Annotated in this window: 14 protein-coding genes; 7 read left to right on the top strand and 7 right to left on the bottom strand. The window is 55.8% G+C overall.

Going from position 1 to position 19655, the window contains the following annotated elements:
* Positions 1–129 precede the first annotated feature (129 nt).
* Both OSO_RS0104315 and OSO_RS0104310 read right to left on the bottom strand, forming a co-directional pair.
* Positions 130–1116, bottom strand: coding sequence for a PD40 domain-containing protein (locus OSO_RS0104315; protein ID WP_157605028.1), 987 nt, complete (start codon positions 1114–1116; stop codon positions 130–132).
* A gap of 98 nt (positions 1117–1214) precedes the next feature.
* Positions 1215–3020, bottom strand: coding sequence for a polymorphic toxin-type HINT domain-containing protein (locus OSO_RS0104310; RefSeq protein ID WP_010582286.1), 1806 nt, complete (start codon positions 3018–3020; stop codon positions 1215–1217).
* Positions 3021–3327: 307 nt separating this feature from the next.
* Between OSO_RS0104310 and OSO_RS0104305 the strand changes: the two genes are divergently transcribed.
* From OSO_RS0104305 to OSO_RS0104280, 5 genes are all read left to right on the top strand, one after another.
* The gene (locus tag OSO_RS0104305; protein WP_162130509.1) at positions 3328–4101 is read left to right on the top strand and encodes a leucine-rich repeat domain-containing protein; all 774 of its coding nucleotides are present in this window, start codon (positions 3328–3330) and stop codon (positions 4099–4101) included.
* 384 nt (positions 4102–4485) lie between these two features.
* On the top strand, positions 4486–6177 hold the full coding sequence (locus tag OSO_RS0104295) for a DUF1549 and DUF1553 domain-containing protein (RefSeq protein WP_157605026.1): 1692 nt from the start codon (positions 4486–4488) through the stop codon (positions 6175–6177).
* Between the two features lie 63 nt (positions 6178–6240).
* Positions 6241–7542, top strand: a complete 1302-nt coding sequence (locus OSO_RS0104290; protein WP_010582282.1) for a DUF1501 domain-containing protein — start codon at positions 6241–6243, stop codon at positions 7540–7542.
* A 152-nt stretch (positions 7543–7694) separates the two neighbouring features.
* Positions 7695–8249, top strand: coding sequence for a sigma-70 family RNA polymerase sigma factor (locus OSO_RS0104285; RefSeq protein ID WP_010582281.1), 555 nt, complete (start codon positions 7695–7697; stop codon positions 8247–8249).
* Positions 8246–10327 (top strand): DUF1549 domain-containing protein, encoded by a 2082-nt coding sequence (locus OSO_RS0104280; RefSeq protein WP_010582280.1) that lies wholly within the window; start codon positions 8246–8248, stop codon positions 10325–10327. Before OSO_RS0104285 ends, OSO_RS0104280 begins: the two co-directional genes overlap by 4 nt.
* A gap of 97 nt (positions 10328–10424) precedes the next feature.
* Here OSO_RS0104280 and OSO_RS0104275 read toward each other — a convergent pair whose 3' ends face one another.
* The 5 genes from OSO_RS0104275 to hisA all read right to left on the bottom strand — a co-directional run bounded on the left by OSO_RS0104275 (position 10425) and on the right by hisA (position 16538).
* On the bottom strand, positions 10425–11900 hold the full coding sequence (locus tag OSO_RS0104275) for a bifunctional 2-methylcitrate dehydratase/aconitate hydratase (RefSeq protein WP_050985997.1): 1476 nt from the start codon (positions 11898–11900) through the stop codon (positions 10425–10427).
* Positions 11866–13014, bottom strand: a complete 1149-nt coding sequence (prpC, locus tag OSO_RS0104270; protein ID WP_010582278.1) for a bifunctional 2-methylcitrate synthase/citrate synthase — start codon at positions 13012–13014, stop codon at positions 11866–11868. The genes OSO_RS0104275 and prpC overlap by 35 nt, the downstream gene beginning before the upstream one ends.
* An 8-nt stretch (positions 13015–13022) precedes the next feature.
* Positions 13023–13919, bottom strand: coding sequence for a methylisocitrate lyase (gene prpB / locus OSO_RS0104265; protein ID WP_010582277.1), 897 nt, complete (start codon positions 13917–13919; stop codon positions 13023–13025).
* Complete coding sequence (locus tag OSO_RS42075) at positions 13916–15691, bottom strand: amidohydrolase (protein WP_050985995.1); 1776 nt, start codon at positions 15689–15691, stop codon at positions 13916–13918. The genes prpB and OSO_RS42075 overlap by 4 nt, the downstream gene beginning before the upstream one ends.
* A 112-nt stretch (positions 15692–15803) precedes the next feature.
* A complete protein-coding gene (gene hisA, locus OSO_RS0104255; RefSeq protein ID WP_010582275.1) occupies positions 15804–16538 on the bottom strand; it encodes a 1-(5-phosphoribosyl)-5-[(5-phosphoribosylamino)methylideneamino]imidazole-4-carboxamide isomerase in 735 nt (244 codons plus the stop codon).
* Between the two features lie 430 nt (positions 16539–16968).
* On the opposite strand from hisA, the gene OSO_RS51555 reads away from it, so the two are divergent.
* Both OSO_RS51555 and OSO_RS0104230 read left to right on the top strand, forming a co-directional pair.
* Positions 16969–18198 carry a tetratricopeptide repeat protein gene (locus tag OSO_RS51555; RefSeq protein ID WP_083842776.1) on the top strand — a complete coding sequence of 410 codons (1230 nt, stop codon included), beginning with the start codon at positions 16969–16971 and terminating at the stop codon, positions 18196–18198.
* 410 nt (positions 18199–18608) lie between these two features.
* On the top strand, positions 18609–19643 hold the full coding sequence (locus OSO_RS0104230) for a FliG C-terminal domain-containing protein (protein WP_010582272.1): 1035 nt from the start codon (positions 18609–18611) through the stop codon (positions 19641–19643).
* Positions 19644–19655: the final 12 nt, after the last annotated feature.

Raw genomic sequence — 19655 nt, 5'->3', positions numbered from 1 at the left:
ATTTCGCGAGGAGGAATCTCGCATGTTGTGTGACGACATCGCTTTCTCTATGCACGTTCGGAATTCAATCTCGGCAATACGGAACGGCCAAAACATGCGATCAGAAAGCGGAGTGCAACCCGTTCCATGTTATTCGTCGCCCTGCTCGCGGCGGAATACGCTCACAGCCAGACGTTTTCCGTCAGGTGAAAAAGCGGCATTCCGGAGGCGGCGGTCGACGGGCCGACTTGGCATTCGCACGGCTTCTCCGGGCCTGTCGAGATTGACTCGAAACAGCGAGGGAAAGCCAGAGGGAGTTTCAAGGTATCGTTCGATCAGAATTTCATTCTGAACGGGATGCCACGTCACTGCGGGGCCAAGATTCCCCTCGAATACGATGTGGACTTTCTGGTTCTCGCCATCCACGTTGGCGATTGCCAGCACTTCCTTTTCGTCGGTGGTAGTTCCCTTGAAAGCGATTCGGCGACTGTCGGATGACCAGCAGAAATTCCAATGGATCTGGGAAATGCCAGATTGATCGACATCGAGAACCGGTGTGCTGGTGCCCTCAATCAGATCGAAGATCTGCAGATTTTTGTCGCGTGTATAAGCCAGCCGCGTTCCATCCGGAGACCATTCGGCCCCCCATCCTTTTTCGTCCACGAGACCCGCGTTATCGGGATCGGACAAGTCCGTAATATACACGCCCGGCGCACCGATATTGGGATGTCGACAATAGGCGACGCGGTTCCCCTTCGGCGACAAGCTAGGAAGAATTCCCGGTCCGAGATCACGAGGATTGGTTCCGTCGGCATTCACGACGATGAGATGTCCGTCAAAAAACTGTTGCCCCAGTTGGGACCTAGTCGCGTCAAACGCGATGAAGCGACCATCTTGTGACCAACACGGCGACCCTTGGCTCTGGTATTCCGGTAGATGGACCAACCGCTTCAGGTCGGAACCGTCCGCATTGCCAACAAAGATTTGAGCACGGTAATTGTTGTCGTCGTCCGCCCGCGTCGGCGTTGAACCGCCAACGAGCGCCACGATTCCCCAGAGCACGCCCCAGATGATCCCACGCCGCAAACACCTTCCATTTCGCGGCGCCCCATGTTGGGCCGTGAAAACACTCAGCATGAAAACATCTCCATCGTTCAGTTGCATAGCCCCTTGGCTCGTGCCCGGCAACATCGTGTTGTGTACGATTTGTGTTGTGGAAGATTGAGACGGGGTGTTTACTTCTCGTTCCGCGAAACGAGATCTCCATCCTCGCGTAGGCCGGGGACACGATTGGCAACCGGCTCGCAGGTTGAATTGTCGTGGCTCAATACCAGTGTCGTCCCGACGAAGTACGAGTGGCAATCGTCGACAATCAAATTGAAGGTCTCGGTTGGTTGCTGTTCTTCTTCGATGGAATTAACGATGGCGACGCCACGTGCTGTGTGCAACCCCATTCCCGGCTTGAGCGATCTGGCCTTGGTCCATCCTTTGCCTGAAACCCAAAATGGATGTCCGCCCGTCGCCCGCACGATCTCATCATTGATCTTCAAACAGAGCAAACGCTCCGGCGGGCGCGTCGTCGTTGTCAATACGGAAGCGAACGTCAGTTCGCCGGTGCGCTGATTTTGGGACAGGACAAGATCACCCACTTTCACCTGATCCACCGCGACCGAACCTGTTTCGGTCCAGATCGGTGTGCCCGCTGCAAGGCACTCGTGGCGGCTTCCTGGCGGAATCACCATCTTGTAACTCGTTTCGTATCGTGCCACGACGGCCTTGGCGTCTGAGGGATAGCTTTCAATGCGATCGTTCCACCAGTTCCACCAATCTTCAGGCGTTTTTCTGGTTGAGGCGTGTTGCTCCGATTTGTCTGCGGTTGTGCTGGCGAGCAGTTGCATCACGCGTTCATTCTTCTGTTCGATCGCGTCATTGAACGCATCGAGCTCGATGTCGCTTTCAAGCCGCAGTCGCTCGGCGACTTCGGGATTGAAAATCGACTGTGCGGCGACTCGCGGAGTCACCTGAAACACTCGATTGAAAGTCATAATTTGCTTCGTGTCCTGCGTCTCAAAGAACAGCCTCTGCCGCCAGATGATTTGGTTGTGATGATTGATGGCGAATCCGTCTTCTTTTGCGACACGGGTTTGCAAGGCACCCAGTAAGTCGGGAACGTAGCTCAGTTCATCTCGCCGTTTCAAAAATCGCGTGGCTCGAACGCGGACCGATTCGTCCGTGAAATCGAGTGCATGCTTCGCCAATGAAAGCGATGCTTCTGGTGCAGTCAGCGAGTCAACGGTCTCGACCGTACAAAGCCCTCCCGCTTCGCCGGAGCGCGAGAAGAGAAATTCGAGCCCGGGAATGACCAGCGGGTTGCGAAATTGGCGGAGTTCTCTGATGACCGCGGTCGGCGTCATTGACTCGTCTTGGAGCGCGATCGAAAGCGCGGTCAGGCGTTTGCTATGTTTTTCTAGAAAAGCGACGGTGGCAAGCTCGGTCTTCTTCTGCTTATCGACCTGACGTCGGTCCATCCAAGCGCCGTTGACATTGATTTGCCCAAGTCGCCGATGTGCCTCTTGATGATCGGGGTCGAGGGCGATCACGGCGGCCCAATGGGCCCGTTCCTGCGCGGGAAGATGACTCTGGTGGCAGTATTCGGCCAAGCGTGCTTGTCCACGCACCGTATCGTCGGCGGATCTGCGTCGCTCTTGGTACTTCAGCAGGTTTGAACGTGAAGCCGCCGCCGCTGCCGCATCTTCGAGCGAAAGCCACTGTCCGCGGACACGCACGTCACCGCGTGCCCAATGCGCTTCCTCGTGGTTGGGGTCTTCTTTCAGTGCCGCATCGATCAGCATGCCCCGCTGGTCCGAATCCAGTCGGATTTCAGATTTCAGAGCCAATTGCACAAGCGAGGAGATTCGATCCGAGCCGGAGCAGTTCGGCTCGCGCTGCAGGAAGCTGCAGAGCAGGGCGATCGCGGCCAGAACGATTTCGTACGTGTGAGACGGTGTACGGCTGGCCGGGCTGTCAGAATGATCGCGCATGTTGGTCTCCCCGATAGATCGATCAGGACTTCGTTCCAGACACAATCGCCGTCAGACAAAACGTCGTTACCCCATATTAGACGACCGATTTCGGAGAGATGCAATACGCTTCATACTGACGGGCGCGAAAGATTTCGAATGCGTCGCCAATGACGTTTTGATCTGTCTGCGCCTCTCCCGTGCTTAGCAGCGTATGCCTGACATTGATCGGCCCAGTGCCGAAAATGCTCTAGTCCAAAAAAGACATTTCCGTACACTTCTCAAGTTCCGAAGAAAGATGCGAGATAGGTCACAACCGAAAAGGCAAATGATGCGTATGTCTTCGCTCGTCCTCGCTCTCGCATTTTTTACCCCCATGATGAGTCTGGCGGTTGCCGAGGAAATTATTGACGAGGAAAAAGCGATCGAGAAAATCGCCCTGCTTGGCGGCAAAATCTCTCGTGCGGATACCCCCAATCGTACCGTGATCGGGGTGAATTTTAAGGGGAACAAGAAGTTCAACTACAAGTACTTGAATCTGCTGAAGCCTTTCCGAGATCTCACGTGGCTTGACGTGTCGGGGACTACAATCACGAACGCAGGAATGCCGGAAATCGGCAAACTGACAAGCCTCACGGCACTCTATCTCAGCAAGTCACAGATCAGCGATGCGGGGTTGTCGGAACTGCGATCTCTCAAGAATCTGACTACGCTTCACATCGTTGGTAACGGCATTTCGAACGAGGGAATGAGGTCTATCGGTGAACTCGACGAATTGAGAATTCTGCACCTCGGTCGTACCACCATCACAGAGGAGGGGCTGCATGAATTGAAGAAACTGACACATCTGTCGGATCTCAATCTGATCCATAGCAATCTTAACGACGACGCCGCGAATGTGTTGAGCGAGCTGACAAGCCTGACGACGCTCCATCTTGGCCGAAATGAGATCTCGGATGTCGGTTTGGCCAGTTTCAACAAGCTCAACAACCTAACGATTCTCACGTATCAGCGCAATAAGACGACGCTCGCGGGAGAGGAGGCGCTCAAACAGGCACTTCCCAATTTGATGATGTCCTCAGTCGCAGTGAAAGTCGACTGATCACGACGTCCTGACCGCTGCCCCAGCGGCAATACCGCAGATCAGAATGGCTGCGCCACCGGCTGATTGGGATGTTCGCCCGGCGATCGTTGCGAAACCGGTCTTCCGGTACGTATGAGCTTCTTGCCTGTATCGTCCGGGCCGCTACTCCAACAAAGTGCGACGCCCACAGTGTCGCAAGTCTTTGCGTATGCAACTCATTGCGTCAGAATCCGTGCGATCAGTTCACGTCGATTCTCGGACTCTGGGAGCCTGAAAATTCCGAGAATCGGACGAATGTTTTTCAGGCGAGTGCTGTTATTCTGAAGGACGGGTTCAAACGCGAGGCGAGACCGTTGGGCAGGATTGGCTGAGAGCAATCTGATCCGTTCTGAGGAATTGACAATGAAGCATCCTTGCATGCGTGCAAATCGCAGATCCATCACTGACTGTGCAATCGCTCTCGGTCTGCTGCTCGTGCTTGCATTCGTCTCCGAATCGACCATCACCGGCTCCATGGCCGCGGAACCGAAAGCGGCGGCGGATGGCGTTCGTTCCAATCGGAGTGACGCGCGTGGTGATGCCGTAGTGGCCGAGATCAATTCGCGTATCCGGTCCTCGTGGGGCGACAATGAAGTTGAACCATCGCCGGTGGCCGACGATGCGGAATGGATTCGCAGAGTCTATTTGGACATCGTCGGGCATATTCCTCCCCTTGAAGACGTCGAACAGTTTTTGTCCGACAAAGACAAGCTCAAACGAAAAAAACTCGTCGATCGTTTGCTCGATGACCCAGGCTATACACGGAACTGGACCACGATCTGGACCAACCTCTGCATTGGCCAGGAAACGCCACGCCGCGTCAGTCGTGAAGGGATGCAAAAGTTCTTCCGCGAGGCGTTCGGCAAGAATCGTCCCTGGAACGATATCGTCTTCGATCTGGTCACGGCGGAGGGGCATTTCGAGGAAAACGGGGCGGCAAACTATCTGTTGGCGCAGATGCAGGATCGCGACGAAGGGGTCCAGTTGACGGCCAAGACGACGCGGCTATTCATGGGAATGCAGGTTCAGTGTACTCAGTGTCACGACCATCCCTATAACGATTGGAAGCAGGATCAGTTCTGGCAGTTCAACAGTTTCTTCCGCCAGATCGACAAGAAGGAACATCGGAAGACGGATTCCTCAGGACAGATGATCGACGACTTTTCCGAAATCGTCGAGAAGGATTTTTCGGGTCCAGTTTACTTCGAGAAACGCAGCGGCTTGATGAAAGTCGCCTATCCCAACTATTTCGGGACCGAAGTCAATTCCGACAACACGACCGATCGCCGAAAAGAGCTGGCAAAGTTGATGACGGCGGGTGATCGACCGATGATCGCGCTGGCCTATATCAATCGCTTGTGGGCTCACTTTTTTGGCTTTGGCTTTACAAATCCGATCGACGACATCAGCAAGCATGTGCCGGTGACACATCCAGAACTGTTCGATTTCCTGGCCGAAGAATTCGTGAAAAGTGGTTACGACACCAAACAGGCGATTCGTTGGATTGTCAGCAGTGAGGCTTATCAACTGACAAGTCGCGGTACGAAGAAGAACACGCGCGATGATCCGGCAATCGGCGAAACCGCGTTGTTCACCCATGTGTCGCTGAAGCCGATGAATGCCGAGCAACTTTATGATTCGCTGATCATCGCCACGAGTGCTCATAAATCGGGCCGCGGAGGGTGGGAGCAGGCCGAGAAACAACGGCGCGAGTGGTTGCGGCAGTTTGTGCAGACTTTTGGAACCGACGACGGTGGTGAATCGAGTTCGTTCGATGGGACGATTCCACAAGCCCTGACGATGATGAACGGTCCGTTGGTTCGCGACGCCGTCAGCCTGAAACCGGGCAGTCATTTGCATGACGTGTTGACAGGGAAAGGCAGCGATGTCCAGAAAATTCAGCGACTGTTTTTGACTACGCTCAGTCGGATGCCGTCCAAATCCGAAATGTCGGCAATCCAGAAGTTTTTGAATGGAAATCCGAACACACTGTCGGTCTATCAGGACCTTTTTTGGGCATTGCTCAATTCGAACGAGTTCATTTTCAATCACTGATCGCGGCGGCACCCGCAGTCCGTATGGCAATGGGAACGAGTCGTCATTCGCTGGAAAGTTATCATGGATCTGTCAGCTCCTGTCGGTATGTCTCGCCGTCATTTTGCGCAGCATTTGCTTGCCAGTGCCGCGACGATTCCGGCGCTCGAATTCATTTCGCACGTGAAAGCGCATGCGGCAGATCTGAAGAAGAAGCAGAAGGCCTGCATCCTGATGTGGATGAGCGGCGGGCCTCCGACGATCGACATCTGGGACTTGAAACCCGATTCAAAAAACGGGGGCGAGTTCAAGCCGATCGGTACGAAGGGCGATTTGCAGATCAGCGAACTGATGCCCAAGACGGCCGGGGTGATGAACAACCTGTCGGTGGTGCGAGCGATGAGTACCCGTGAAGCTGATCATGGCCGTGGGCGTTACTACATGCACACGACGTTTGTGCCGAACCCGACGGTCGTGCATCCCGCATTCGGTTCGGTCGTTAGCTATGAGCTGGCTCCGAAACGGAAAGAGCTTGAAATTCCCTCCTTCATCTCCATCGGAGGGGGCGGCGTCAGCCCCGGCTACCTCGGCATGACGCATTCTCCGTTCCTGGTCGATGCCAGTGGTCGAATTAGCAATACGGAACTCGGGGACCTGGGAGCCGATCGGTTGAACCAACGGCTGGCGATGCATTCCACCTTGGAAGATAACTTCATTCGATCTGATCGCGGCGAAGCCGGAGCCGCTCATAAGGAAATCTACAAAAAAGCGGTGAGTCTGATGCAGTCGGAACAGATGACCGCCTTCAAGATTGATCAGGAATCGAAAGAAACGTTGGAGCTCTATACCGGATCACCCGCACGTGGTGGCGCGATGGGTGGGGGTGGGCAATTTGGTCGCAGCCTGCTAATGGCTCGCCGGTTGGTGGAAAAGGGCGTCCCATTCGTTGAGGTCGACTTTGGGGGATGGGACTTGCATTCGAATGTCTTCAATACGCTGAAAAATCAGCATCTCCCTTCTCTGGATGCCGGAATCGCGGCCCTGACAACCGACTTGAAGCAACGTGGTTTGTTTGATGACGTGGTCGTTGTCTGGATGGGTGAATTCTCGCGAACTCCGCGGATCAATAAGGATGTTGGCCGCGATCACTGGGCGAACAGTTGGTCTGTCATGATTGGCGGCGGTGGTTTGAAAGGCGGGCAAGCCATTGGCGAGACCGACGCAGATGGCGTGTCGGTTGTCAGTAGCAAGTCGTATCAGCCAGGCGATGTCTGGGCGACCGTGGCCCACGCGCTCGGGATTCCGCTGGACAGGGTGCACAAATCGAAGAACGGCCGTCCGATGAAGCTGGCAAACGGCGGTACAGCGATTCAAGAGTTGATTTAGTCAACCATCGTGAACATTTCTGATTTGTAAGAAGCGTCGTCAAGCGGGAACCAGGCAACGAGGAATTCTCCAACACCCTCAAGAATCCTCGTCCGAACGTGGTTGTTTCGTAAGTCGATGACGGTTTAGGTGACAATAGCTCAGGCGGCAATGTGGCAGACCAACTTGCTGGTGACGACAGCACGCGACAATCGCCCGATGGCGAGTTTGTGCAACTCTTCACGCATCATCAGCGTCGACTGTTCTTGTACATCCTGTCGCAACTTGGAAACCCGTTGGACGCGGAGGAAGTTCTTCAGGAAACGAACGTCGTTGTCTGGAGCAAATATTCGCAGTTCCGCTTGGGGACGAATTTTCTCGCCTGGGTCAGCCAGATTGCCAATTTCGAAATCATGAAGCATCGGACGAAAAAGCGCCGCGAAAAGATCGTGTTTAGCGATGAGTTCCTTCAGGCGGTTGCCGCCACCAGCCTCGAACGGTCTGACGAGTTAGAACGCCGCCGGACGGCGCTTGCCGACTGCTTGAAGCGGCTTCGGCCGAAAGACCGTGAACTTATCGAGCAACGCTACGCACCAGGCGAACGAGGGACGATGCTGGCCGAGCAAATCGGTCGTCCTGTGAATTCGGTCTATCAATCATTGGGGCGAATCCGACGTGCTCTGCTGGAATGCATCGAACGACAATTGGCACTCGAGGTGTCACCATGAATGCTCGTCAAGAAACTCCCTCAGAACTTGAAACGCTGCTCGAAGCACTTTGTGAAGACCGCATCACTGCGGAACAGGCCTCACGACTGGAGCAGCTCGTCGTGTCGTCCGAGGCGGCACGCTGGAAGTACCTGCAGTACCTTGATCTGCATGGCAATCTGTACTGGGATGCCGCCGGTGTCGGTTCTTCGCAACCGTTGTCGTTCGAACGCAATGAGACGCTGATTGGGGGCACTGGTCTGAATTCTCCTGCAGCTTCGCGACGGCGTAATGTGGGCGTCGCGCTTGCTGGTTGTGTGCTCTTGGCTGTCATCGTCGCGTTTCAATTTGGTGACCGACGCTCTGGCCGTGTACCGATCGCGACAATCGAACAAGACGAACTCAAGCAGCGACCATTACGATCAGATCGCCCCAAGCCGCCACGTGAATATGGACCGGCAATTACATTGTCGCACATCGAGCCCCCTCCCGGGGCTCCCACGCGCGAGGTGCCAGAGTCCAGAGCAGGTGAAACAGAGTCTCCGGATTTCCTGTACTCGGATTCGGACGTTGTCGCGACGATCGATCATGAAATTCAGGAGGGATGGACGGCGCTGGGGATTTCGGCGTCAGCGCCGGCTGATGATCCTGAATGGTGTCGCCGTCTCTACCTGGATTTACTGGGGCGAGTCCCCACGCTTCGCGAGGTTGAAACATTTCTTGCAGACCGGGGCAGTCGGAAGAAGTCGATTCTGATCGATCGGCTCATCACGGATACGGCGTGTGTCAGAAATTTGACGACGAAGTTTACGAATCTCTTGATTGGGCGCGTCTCCAATCCGCTTGTGGACCGCGCCGCGTTTCAGAAATTCCTACGGACCAGTTTTGCAGATAACCGCCCTTGGAATCAGATCGTGGCCGATCTCATATCCGCGGAAGGAACGAGTGACAAAAATGGAGCGACCAATTTTCTGATCGCTCATTTGAATAACGATGCGACGCCCGCAACGGCAGTTGCCAGCCGCGTGTTTCTCGGTCAGCAACTGCACTGCAATCAATGTCACAACAACCCATTCGACGAATCGAAGCAGAGTGATTTCTGGGAACTGAACAGCTTCTTCCAACAGACCACGATGCGGACGTATCCGCTCGTGGTGGGCGAGGCGGGAAACTCCGCGCGACGCGTCACAGAATTGGTCAGTCACGAAACGAGTGGTCCGACATACTACGAAACGACAAACGGCCTGATGCGTGTGGCCTATCCTCGGTTCCATGGGCACGATGTCGATCCAGGGCCAGACAGCAACCGTCGTCTCGAACTGGCTCGGCTGATGACGGCCGGCGACCAACCAGAATTGGCCGGGGCGTTCGTCAACCGGATGTGGGAACATTTCTTCGGGATGGGTTTCACCTATCGTGCCGACGATCTGGGGCCGCACCAGCCGACAAGTCATCCTGAACTTTTGAAATTTCTGTCGGGACAGTTCATCCGATCGGGATATGACATCAAACAATTGATGCGTTGGATCTGTTTATCGAACCCGTATCAGCTTACGAGCCGTTTTTCGGCGGCGAATCGCTCCGACGAGCCGGCACGAGGTGAATTACCAGCCTTCAGCAGGATGTATGTCAAAGCGATGACGGCCGAGCAGGCCTATGATTCTTTTTTGACCGCAACCAAGGCACATCAGGTTGGGGCGGTCGACTGGACGCAGTCAGAGCAGCACCGACAAGAGTGGCTTCAACAGTTTGTGGTCTGCTTTCACACCGATGACAATGACGAGACGATGTCATTCGATGGTTCCGTTGGAAACGCGCTTTCGCTGATGAACGGTCCGTTGATCAGCAAGGCGATGGACGTTTCGTCCGGTAGTTTTTTGAGCGACGTGCTGCGTCGGCATTCGACTGAGAATGACAAGATTCGATCGTTGTGGTTGGCAGTGCTGTCACGTCCGCCCACGGCCAATGAACTTGCAACGGCCAAGAAGCTGTTGCGTGCTGCAGGCGCGCAACAGGTCGCCAATCAGAAAGCAACGGAAGTCTATCAGGACTTGCTGTGGGCGCTGTTGAATTCCAACGAGTTCATCGCGGTGCGATAGCAAGCCCGTCGAAACAACGGGGACATGCCCTTCGTTCTTATTCGTGCGAAGCCAATCCCCATCAATTCAGCGAGCCGATATGACAGATGTCGGCGGCCTACGGCGACTCCGTTGTGAGGAATAACTCCATAAATCGATCGACCGACGTTGCCTCGAGCCTGTTGCGGTCGGAACAGAGTGTCAGGATTGGGTCTGCTTTGCTCGCGGGAAAACGTCCTCGCAAATTCCGTTCGAATTTTTCAAGCAGTACGGGAATTCCCTCAGCACGCCTGCGCCGATGGCCAATCGGATACTCCACCGCAACGCGCGATGTTTTCGAACCATCGGCGAAGAACACCTGAACCGAGTTGCCGATCGAACGCTTCGACGCGTCAAGGTAGTCCTTCGTGAATTCGGTGTTTTCGATGACGTCCATCTTGCTGCGTAGTGCATCAATTCGCGGGTCAGCGGCGATGGCATCTTCATAGTCTTCCGCGGTCAATTGGCCCTTCAAGAGGGGGACAGCGACCATGTACTGAATGCAATGATCGCGATCGGCTGGATTCGCCAGCGGACCTGTCTTGTCGATGATTCGTTTGCCGCTTTCCTGTGTTTCAATGACGATTCGTTCGATCTGATCGATTCGCGAAGCAACTTGCGGGTGCAGCGTGATCGCGGCCTCGACGGCCGTCTGTGCGTGGAATTCGGCAGGGAACGAAATCTTGAACAGGATCTGTTCCATGACGTAGGTACCGAATCCCTGGGGCGGAACGGTGACCGAGTTTCCTTTGAACAGAACATCCTGGAAGCCCCACAATTTCGCGGTGAGCGCACTCGGATAGCCCATCTCGCCTTTGAGGGCGATGAATGCGTGTCGAACCGCGCGGCCGGTTGCATCGCCGGCGGCCCAACTCTTTCTCGAACCGGTATTCGGTGCGTGACGGTAAGTTCGCAACGCGCCGCCGTCGATGAAGGCATTCGAAAGCGCATTGATGATCTGGTCGCGCGATCCCCCCAACATGCGAGTCACGACGGCCGTTGACGCAATGCGAACGAGGAGGACATGGTCGAGTCCGACGCGATTGAAGCTGTTTTCCAGAGCGAGTACGCCTTGGATTTCGTGCGCTTGAATCATTGCGATCAAGACGTCACGCACCTTCAATGCTGTTCCAGCTCGAGCGAGATAATCCGCGACCGCGAGGATTCCACCCAGATTGTCCGACGGGTGACCCCATTCGGCTGCCAGCCAGGTATCGTTGAAGTCGAGCCAACGAACCATCGCGCCGATATTGAACGCCGCCTGGACCGGTTCTAGTTCGTGCGGTGTTCCCGGCACACGCGCACCACGGCCGGGCATCGTTGCGCCGGGAACAATGGGGCCAAGCAGTTTGACGCAGGCAGGATAATTGAGCGCCAGCAGCCCGCAGCCCAGTGTGTCGATCAAACACAATCGCGCCGTCTCGAACGCTTCGTCGCTGGTGATCTTATCAACCGCCAGCGTGTAGTCGGCGATCTGCTGGAAAAGTTGATCGGGCGCGGGACGCACAGTCGAAGTCAGGTCATCTCTGCTCAAGGGAAACAAACTCCTGGTCATCTGGGCCGATGTAATTGGCGCTGGGGCGAATGATCTTGTTGTCGATCCGCTGCTCGATAATGTGAGCGCTCCAGCCGGATGCACGGGCGATTACGAACAAGGGCGTGAACATCGACGTGGGGACACCCATCACATAGTACGAGACGGCGCTGAACCAATCGAGATTCGGAAACATCTTCTTTTCACGCCACATGACCGATTCAATGCGTGCGGCGATCTCGAACATGCGAGAATCACCCACTTCGTTCGACAAGCGGTTCGCGACATCTTTGATGATTTGATTGCGCGGGTCAGCGACGGTGTAGACAGGGTGTCCAAATCCAATAATGACTTCGCGATTGCCAACACGCTGGACGATATCTTGCTCTGCCTGATCGGGATCGGCATACCGCTGTTGGATCTCGAACGCATATTCATTCGCGCCGCCATGCTTTGGGCCGCGCAGGGCGCCGATTCCGGCCGTAATCGCGGAATAGAAATCCGACCCCGTTCCCGCGACGACCCGCGTCGCGAATGTCGACGCGTTGAATTCGTGTTCGGCATACAGGATGAGTGACGTCTGCATCGCACGCACGTGCGACTCTGACGGTACGGTGCCGTGAAGCAAGTGCAGGAAATGTCCGCCGATGGACTCATCATCGGTTTCGACGTCAATGCGACGACCATTGTGAGAAACGTGATACCAATACAAGAGCATCGACGTCAGCGAACCCAGCAATCGATCCGCGATGTCGCGGGCGCCTGCCACGTCGTGACTTTCGCGCTCGGGCAAGGTGCAACCCAAAGTCGAGACACCTGTGCGAAGCACGTCCATCGGATGCGATGCGGCGGGCAGTGCCTCGAGAACTTGCCTGACAGTTGAGGGCAAACCTCGATTTGATTTGAGCTTCTGTTTGTAGACACGTAACTGAGCGGGATTCGGCAACGATCCGTGCACCAGCAGGAATGCCACTTCTTCGAATTCGCAGCGTGTGGCGAGATCCAGAATGTCGTAGCCGCGATAGTGCAAATCATTGCCACTGCGCCCGACGGAGCAGAGCGATGTATTTCCCGCCACCACACCGGAAAGGGCCACTGACTTTTTGGGTTTTAGCGTCGTCGTGGGTTCAGTCATGATGTGGGTCATTCCGGTTTGGATTTGGCGAACAACGCGTCCAGTTTTTGCTCATAGGCATGATAGTCGAGATACTGGTACAAGTCGGCGCGGGTTTGCATCAGCGACACGACGCTCTTCTGGGTCCCTTCGGCCCGAATGGTCTGATAGACCTTTAATGCCGCAGCATTCATCGCTCGATAGGCTGAACAACAATAAAGCATCATATCGACGCCATTGGCACCTAGCTCGGCGCTGGTGAACAGTGGCGTCTGTCCGAATTCGGTGATGTTCGCGAGAATGGGAACCTGTACGGCGGCTTTGAATTTCTGATACATGGCCAGGTCGGTGATCGCTTCCGGAAAGATCATGTCGGCCCCTGCGGCGACGTACGAGGCGGCTCGTTCGATCGATGCCTCGAATCCTTCCACTGCCAGCGCATCAGTTCTGGCCATGATGACAAACTTCGTGTCGGTCCGCGCATCGACGGCCGATTTGATGCGGTCGACCATCTCCGTCTGGCTCACAAGTTCTTTTCCGGGCCGATGTCCGCAGCGTTTCGTTCCAACCTGATCTTCGATATGAACGGCCGCCGCCCCGGCTTTGATCATCGAGCGAATCGTCCGACCGATGTTGAAGGCACCACCCCAGCCCGTGTCGATGTCGACCAGCAGTGGCAGCGACGTTACTTCGGTGATCCTGCGAACATCAATCAACACGTCGTCCATCGTGCTGATGCCCAAATCGGGCATCCCCAGGGAATTGGCGGCGACTCCACCCCCCGATAGATACAAGGCGCGAAAACCACACGCTTCGGCCATTCGAGCAACGTATGCGTTGATGGCTCCCGCGATTTGAAGTGGTTTTTCAGTTTCGACGGCCAGCCGAAACTGCGAACCGGGGGAGTTGGATGCCAAGGAAGTCATGGTGCGGTTGCCAAAGACGAGTAAATTTCTTGACCTTCCAGCAGGGTCAACAACACTTTTGCTTTGTGAATTTCGTGTCGCGGCAGTTCGAACAGGTTTTTGTCGAGCACAATCAAATCGGCCGATTTTCCCACTTCGATGGAACCCGTTTCGTGCTCCTGGAAATTCACAAACGCTCCGTTAATTGTATACGCGGCGATCATCAGCGGCAGATCGACGACTTCTTCTGGAATCCAGGGAGCACCTGGTTCGTCATCAAGATCCCGACGTGTCACGGCAACTTGAATGGCGTCGAGCGGATTCATGGAGGTCACGGACCAGTCGCTGCCGCCGACGATCATGGCTCCGGTATTTGCGACGCTGCGAATCGGATAGAGCCATCGCGAACGTTCGGGACCAAGAATTGGTTCTGTCATTTTCAGGATATAGAGATCGGCGCTGGCCCAAAGTGACTGGAAATTGGCAATCACACCCAGGCGACGAAATCGTACGAGATCTGGTGGATCGAACAGCTCAAGGTGAGCAATGTGGTGTCGCGAATCACGAGATCCGTTGCAGTGCCGCGCGAATTCAAACGCGTCCAATGTGGCTTGGATGGCACGATCGCCGATGGCGTGAACGTGGATCTGAAATCCAAGTCGGTCAAGTTCAGCAGCGAGCGGCTTAAGGACATCCGGCTCGAGATTGAGCCATCCGCGATCTTGCCCTCCACCGAGATAGGGTTCAATCACGGCCGCCGTTCGGGATTCGATGACGCCATCCAGAAAGATCTTGATTGAAGTGGCGCGTAGCCGCTTGCTTCGAAATTTGTCGCGCCATTTGACGAACTGTGGAAGCTGTCCGGTGAATGTGGCGGGCTCGATTTTCATCGCTGCAACCGTTCGAACGGTCAGTTCGCCAGCCTGATCGACTTCGGTGAAGGCCTTCAAATGATGCTCTGCGACCGAGGCTTCTTGAATCGAGGTGATTCCGAGTTGTCCAGCGAGCTTCAGGCCGCGTCGCAGGCCGCGGAGATTTTCCTCGTGCGTATAGGGAGAAATCTTGTTGGTGACGAGCCGTATGGCGGATTCACGCAACGTCCCCGAGGGTTCGCCGGTCTTTGGATCGCGTTCGATTCGACCGCGTGGTGGATCAGGGGTACTTTTGGTGATGCCACCGATTTCCAGAGCCTTGGAGTTGGCCCACGACGAATGTCCATCGAAAGCCTCAAGGATCACAGGTCGGTCAGAAATGACCTGATCCAGCAGTTCCTTCCTCGGATTTCCGTCTTCAAGTGTCAGCGGCCAGCCACCACCACGGATCCACTTCTTATCTGGATGCATGGCGGCGTACGTTTTGACCGCCTCGAGAATCTGCTCAACGGTCGTCATTCCGTTGACGTTACATTCGCCCAGCTCGATTCCACCGCCAAGCAGATGAACATGAGAATCGTGGAATCCAGGCAGCAACATTTTGCCTTTCAGATCAATGCTGCGCGTGTTCGGACCAATCCATTTCGTCAGGCCGATGTCCGGGCCAACGTAAACGATTCGGCCATCGCGAACGGCGACCGCCTCGGCCCAACTGCGGGCCGCGTCGACGGTATAAACGGCACCGTTGCGAAATGCGATTTCCGCGAACGAGGCCTGTGCGGTTGGTGGATTCACGGAGATCGATTTGGAATTGCTGACGCCGCTCCCGCCATCGAGCGCGGACTGCGCATGACCTGTTGCGGTCCAGCCTGCGCCGAGTGTGGTGACGAGAACGAGACGGAATCCCCAGGACGACTTCATGCATGCACCGTGATAAGAGTCGAAGACCTTTCTGCCCTGTGAACGGCTACAGACCTCTCTGACAGATTCGGTCTGGGATCGAACCGCTCGCGACACGATTTCGATCCACCGTTTATCCTGCAATCCGTACGGCATCCGCAACGCGGATCGTGCCTTCGTAGATGGCGCGGCCCACAATGGCACCGATGAGTTTTGGCTGCGTCCGCGAGACGGCGGTCAGGCGCTCGACATCGGTGAGCGTGCTGACTCCGCCGGAAGCGATCACCGGAAGTCCCAAGGCCGCCAAGTCCAGCATATCCTGGATCGTGCCTTCATCGACGCCTTGCATCATTCCGTCATTGGCGATGTTGGTATAGATCACCGCTGCGAGATCAAGGCCGACGAACTGACGCGCAAGCTCGATCGCTTTTGTTTGCGAGACATCCAGCCAGCCCGCTGTCGCGACCATCCCGTTTCGCGCGTCAAGACCCAGTGCGACATGTCCAGGAAATTGCTGAACCATCTCACGGAACCAGTCAGGTTGCTTCAGTGCCTGAGTCCCGATGATGGCCCGATCGATACCGATGTCCAGCATCGCGCGAATTGAATCGACGTCTCGCAGTCCGCCGCCCAGTTCGCAGGGAATGGAGATCGCGTCGACGATCGATTGAATGGCTGCCACGTTCACCGGTTTGCCAGCTTTGGCTCCATCGAGATCGACGAGATGCAATCGAGTGGCACCTTCGGCCTCCCAGCGTTTGGCCATTTCGGCGGGATTGTCGCCGAAGATCGTTTCCTGAGCGTAGTCGCCTTGTCGCAGCCGCACGCAGCAGCCACCTCGCAGATCAATCGCTGGCAGAATTTCCATGTCGTATTAGTGCCGAGAATTCAAAAAGGAGGGAACTAGCAGTCGGTAGAAGTAACGGGGACTGGCTCCGGCGAGCTTAAAAAACGCCATGACATCGTCAATGCCAAGGTGCCGGTCCCCCTTACTTCAACAGGCTGCTAGGGAATGAGGGGGCACGTGGCCCGGAAAACTGTGGGTCGCATGATATCAGGTTCAATCCTATCTCACGACGTCGAACCGCATCTTTTCTCGTGCTGAACCGAGTTCCGAAGGCGGGCAATGATGCCAAAAGGAAACATGCTCGCTCGTTCGGTTTGACCTGCAACATTGCCGAGTCGCATTGGAATGTCGTTTGTTTTTTTCCTGATTTGCGAATCGCTCGTTGACCCTGCCCCCGTACGACACAAACAATCAAATGGTGTCCTGATTTGAGCGGAAAGACAGGTTAGCCATGCGACTTCACCACTTGATGTTTCTCGCGATTCTCACGCTTACGAGCATCGACGCTTTGTTGCCGAACGCGTTGGCGCAGACGCCTATGCAAGCCAACGTGGAATACCAATACCAGATGTACTTCCCACGTTACTGGGGCGGAGGATGGGGTGGTGGATATGGCGGCTACGGCGGGTATGGAGGATACGGTGGCTATGGCTACGGCGGTTATGGGGGATATGGAGGAGGGTACGGTGGAGGATGGGGGTGGTCAGGACCGGGGCTCTCTCTGGGGGGATCACTTCCCGCCAATAGTCGTGAGGGAATCTCAAGCCTTTATGGATTTCCTTTTCCTGCTCCATTGGGGGCCGGCGTCTACATGAACCCGTTTGGATACGCGGCCCGTTTGCCGGGGCCGATGGAATTTGGTTTGGCATCGTCAACCCCAGCACGCACGAACAATGCTCAGGCATGGGCCCCATCTGTCGCGCCTGTTCCGAATACCGCGGCGGCTCGTCAGCCCGCGCCACCGTCCAAAGTCAAACAATCGGAAGTCAATTTGACGCGGACCACGTCGCTTACGAAGCAGTCGCCCGACGTCGAGGATGACGCGATCGAACCCGAATTGACGGATCTCGATCTGGCCGCGATTCAACGTGACAATGACATTAAAACTTACGGTGATGTCAATCTGCGTAATAGGCAGTGGGCGCAGGCGTACATCAACTATCGAAATGCGGCGCTCCTGTCGGATCGACCTGACATTCAGGTTCGGATGGGATTTGCGAGCGCCATGCTGGGGCTCTACTCTCAGGCCGCGCAACAATTCAAACGCGGAATCACACTTGATCCCACGACGGTCAGTGCTGGTCCAATCCTTGAGGACCTCTTGGGTGCGGAAAGCGTCCAAGTTCGAACGGATCTGATCAATGACGTGGCGCGATGGACGAAGAGCGATCTGCGCGACCAGGATCGGTTGTTTCTGTTGGGGCTGTTGCTGCGTTCCAATCGCGATGGGCGATCCACAGAAATCATCGAAGCGGCAGTGCGGCTGCCAGGACCTCAGGATCATCTGCAGGTGTTGCTCACTCCCGTTACGGAAACATTGAAGACTTTACCGTCGTCTCCCCCTTTCGAATCACCCAAGCCGACGCCAGATCCACCACCGGTCGTGCGGCGCGATTCTCTCAGCTTGCCCCAACTGAGTCACGATCCGATTCCGCTGGCATTCCACAATTCGGCTCGCTGAGAAAATCAATCGAACGAGTTGTCTTCTCGAGATTGGAGTGTCTCGTCGGACCCCCTCGGGGCGTCTAGCGTTCGCTCGTCCTGCCCCGGCCGCCCCCCGCGGCCGGACGCGCCATCTAGTGCGTCGCCCTTCGAGACGGTGTCTTGAGACCGCTCGGTCGAGTCGTCATTGCCACGACGCGACCAAACTGGCGCGGCTCATCGCCAGTCATTTCGCAACGCTAATTGCCCAAGTTGGCAATATCTTCCCCAGCTTTCCACGTTCATAGTGCCTTTGCACAGACGTCTTCCCCTAAATGGCGGGGAATGGTAAACCTCCGTTGACCAGATTTGATAGGAGATCGCGCCGCGCGCGACGAGTGCTGATCACGTCCGAACACTGGTTTCCTTGCTCCACGGAACGCTCTGGCGATGGTCCTGAACCCACCCACGAATCTCGAGAAGGCGGCGATTCTGCTGCGACGTTTGTCGCCGCCGTCTCTGTCGAAGGTTTTCGACATCTTGGGGGTGGAGACTTCGGACATCCTGCGAAAGGCGATGGACGCCGTCGGAAGCCGCACAGATTTGGCGGAACTCGACGAGTTGGTGATGCAAGAATTTCGTGAAATGCAGCAGGAGGTTCGAGAATCGCTGCGCGGTTCACCGGAGCTCGAACGTCTGCAGGATGTCGCGCGTTACGCTCAGGGTAGCGCCGCGGGCAACGTGCCGGGCTACCATGACTTGGCGGCAGGCGGGGCCGGTACGGACGACGAGGATAGCGAGACATCTGCGTCGGATGTCATGGATCAATTGACGAGCACCCCTCCCGCCGTCGTCGCCGCCGCGCTCCAGCGGGAAACACTTCGCACCACGGCACTGGTCCTGCGCGAGTTGCCGATGGAGTTCACTGGCCGAGTTCTGGAGAAACTTCCGGCCGAGCAACGTCAGCAGATCTTCATGATGCTGGCCGCAAAGTCGTCGATTCACCCCGCGGTGACTCAACGGGTGCTAAAAGCGGTCGCCGATGTTTGTTCCACAATGGACGAATCGAGCCTGGAAGAACAGGACAGCCGGTTCAAGACCCTGATCGGTATTCTGCAGTTGGTGGAACGCGAAGAGCGGCTACGGTTGATGGAAGCGTTGATGGAGCAGGATGAGGAACTGGCAACACAGATCGACGACAATCTGTACGACTACGCCGACATCATGCGCATCCAGGATCGGTCGGTTCAAAAGCTGCTGACTCAACTCGAACTCAAGGTCGTCGCGCTGGCACTGAAGACGGCGCCAGAAGATCTGGTCGAGAAGGTCATGAAGAACTTGTCCGAACGTGTGCGAGCGACATTGACCGAAGAAATGGAACTGATCAGTTCCCTCTCGCCGTCAAAGGTCGAACAGGCACGCCGAGAAATTGCGAACGTCATCCGCACACAGGACAAAGACGGCACGCTCCAGTGGATCGAGTAGGTGCGATCGTGG

The sequence above is a fragment of the Schlesneria paludicola DSM 18645 genome (genome assembly GCF_000255655.1).
In the GTDB taxonomy this organism is placed as follows: domain Bacteria; phylum Planctomycetota; class Planctomycetia; order Planctomycetales; family Planctomycetaceae; genus Schlesneria; species Schlesneria paludicola.
Note: the sequence above shows the minus strand (reverse complement) of the source record. Positions and strands in the feature narration are given on the sequence as shown.

Coding starts and splice junctions, on each gene's coding strand:
- prpC (WP_010582278.1), bottom strand. CDS start 13,014: ATGACTGAACCCACGACGACGCTAAAACCCAAAAAGTCAGTGGCCCTT.
- OSO_RS0104275 (WP_050985997.1), bottom strand. CDS start 11,900: ATGACCAGGAGTTTGTTTCCCTTGAGCAGAGATGACCTGACTTCGACT.
- OSO_RS0104310 (WP_010582286.1), bottom strand. CDS start 3,020: ATGCGCGATCATTCTGACAGCCCGGCCAGCCGTACACCGTCTCACACG.
- hisA (WP_010582275.1), bottom strand. CDS start 16,538: ATGGAAATTCTGCCAGCGATTGATCTGCGAGGTGGCTGCTGCGTGCGG.
- OSO_RS0104280 (WP_010582280.1), top strand. CDS start 8,246: ATGAATGCTCGTCAAGAAACTCCCTCAGAACTTGAAACGCTGCTCGAA.
- OSO_RS0104305 (WP_162130509.1), top strand. CDS start 3,328: ATGATGCGTATGTCTTCGCTCGTCCTCGCTCTCGCATTTTTTACCCCC.
- OSO_RS42075 (WP_050985995.1), bottom strand. CDS start 15,691: ATGAAGTCGTCCTGGGGATTCCGTCTCGTTCTCGTCACCACACTCGGC.
- OSO_RS0104230 (WP_010582272.1), top strand. CDS start 18,609: ATGGTCCTGAACCCACCCACGAATCTCGAGAAGGCGGCGATTCTGCTG.
- OSO_RS0104295 (WP_157605026.1), top strand. CDS start 4,486: ATGAAGCATCCTTGCATGCGTGCAAATCGCAGATCCATCACTGACTGT.
- OSO_RS0104290 (WP_010582282.1), top strand. CDS start 6,241: ATGGATCTGTCAGCTCCTGTCGGTATGTCTCGCCGTCATTTTGCGCAG.
- OSO_RS0104315 (WP_157605028.1), bottom strand. CDS start 1,116: ATGCTGAGTGTTTTCACGGCCCAACATGGGGCGCCGCGAAATGGAAGG.
- OSO_RS51555 (WP_083842776.1), top strand. CDS start 16,969: ATGCGACTTCACCACTTGATGTTTCTCGCGATTCTCACGCTTACGAGC.
- prpB (WP_010582277.1), bottom strand. CDS start 13,919: ATGACTTCCTTGGCATCCAACTCCCCCGGTTCGCAGTTTCGGCTGGCC.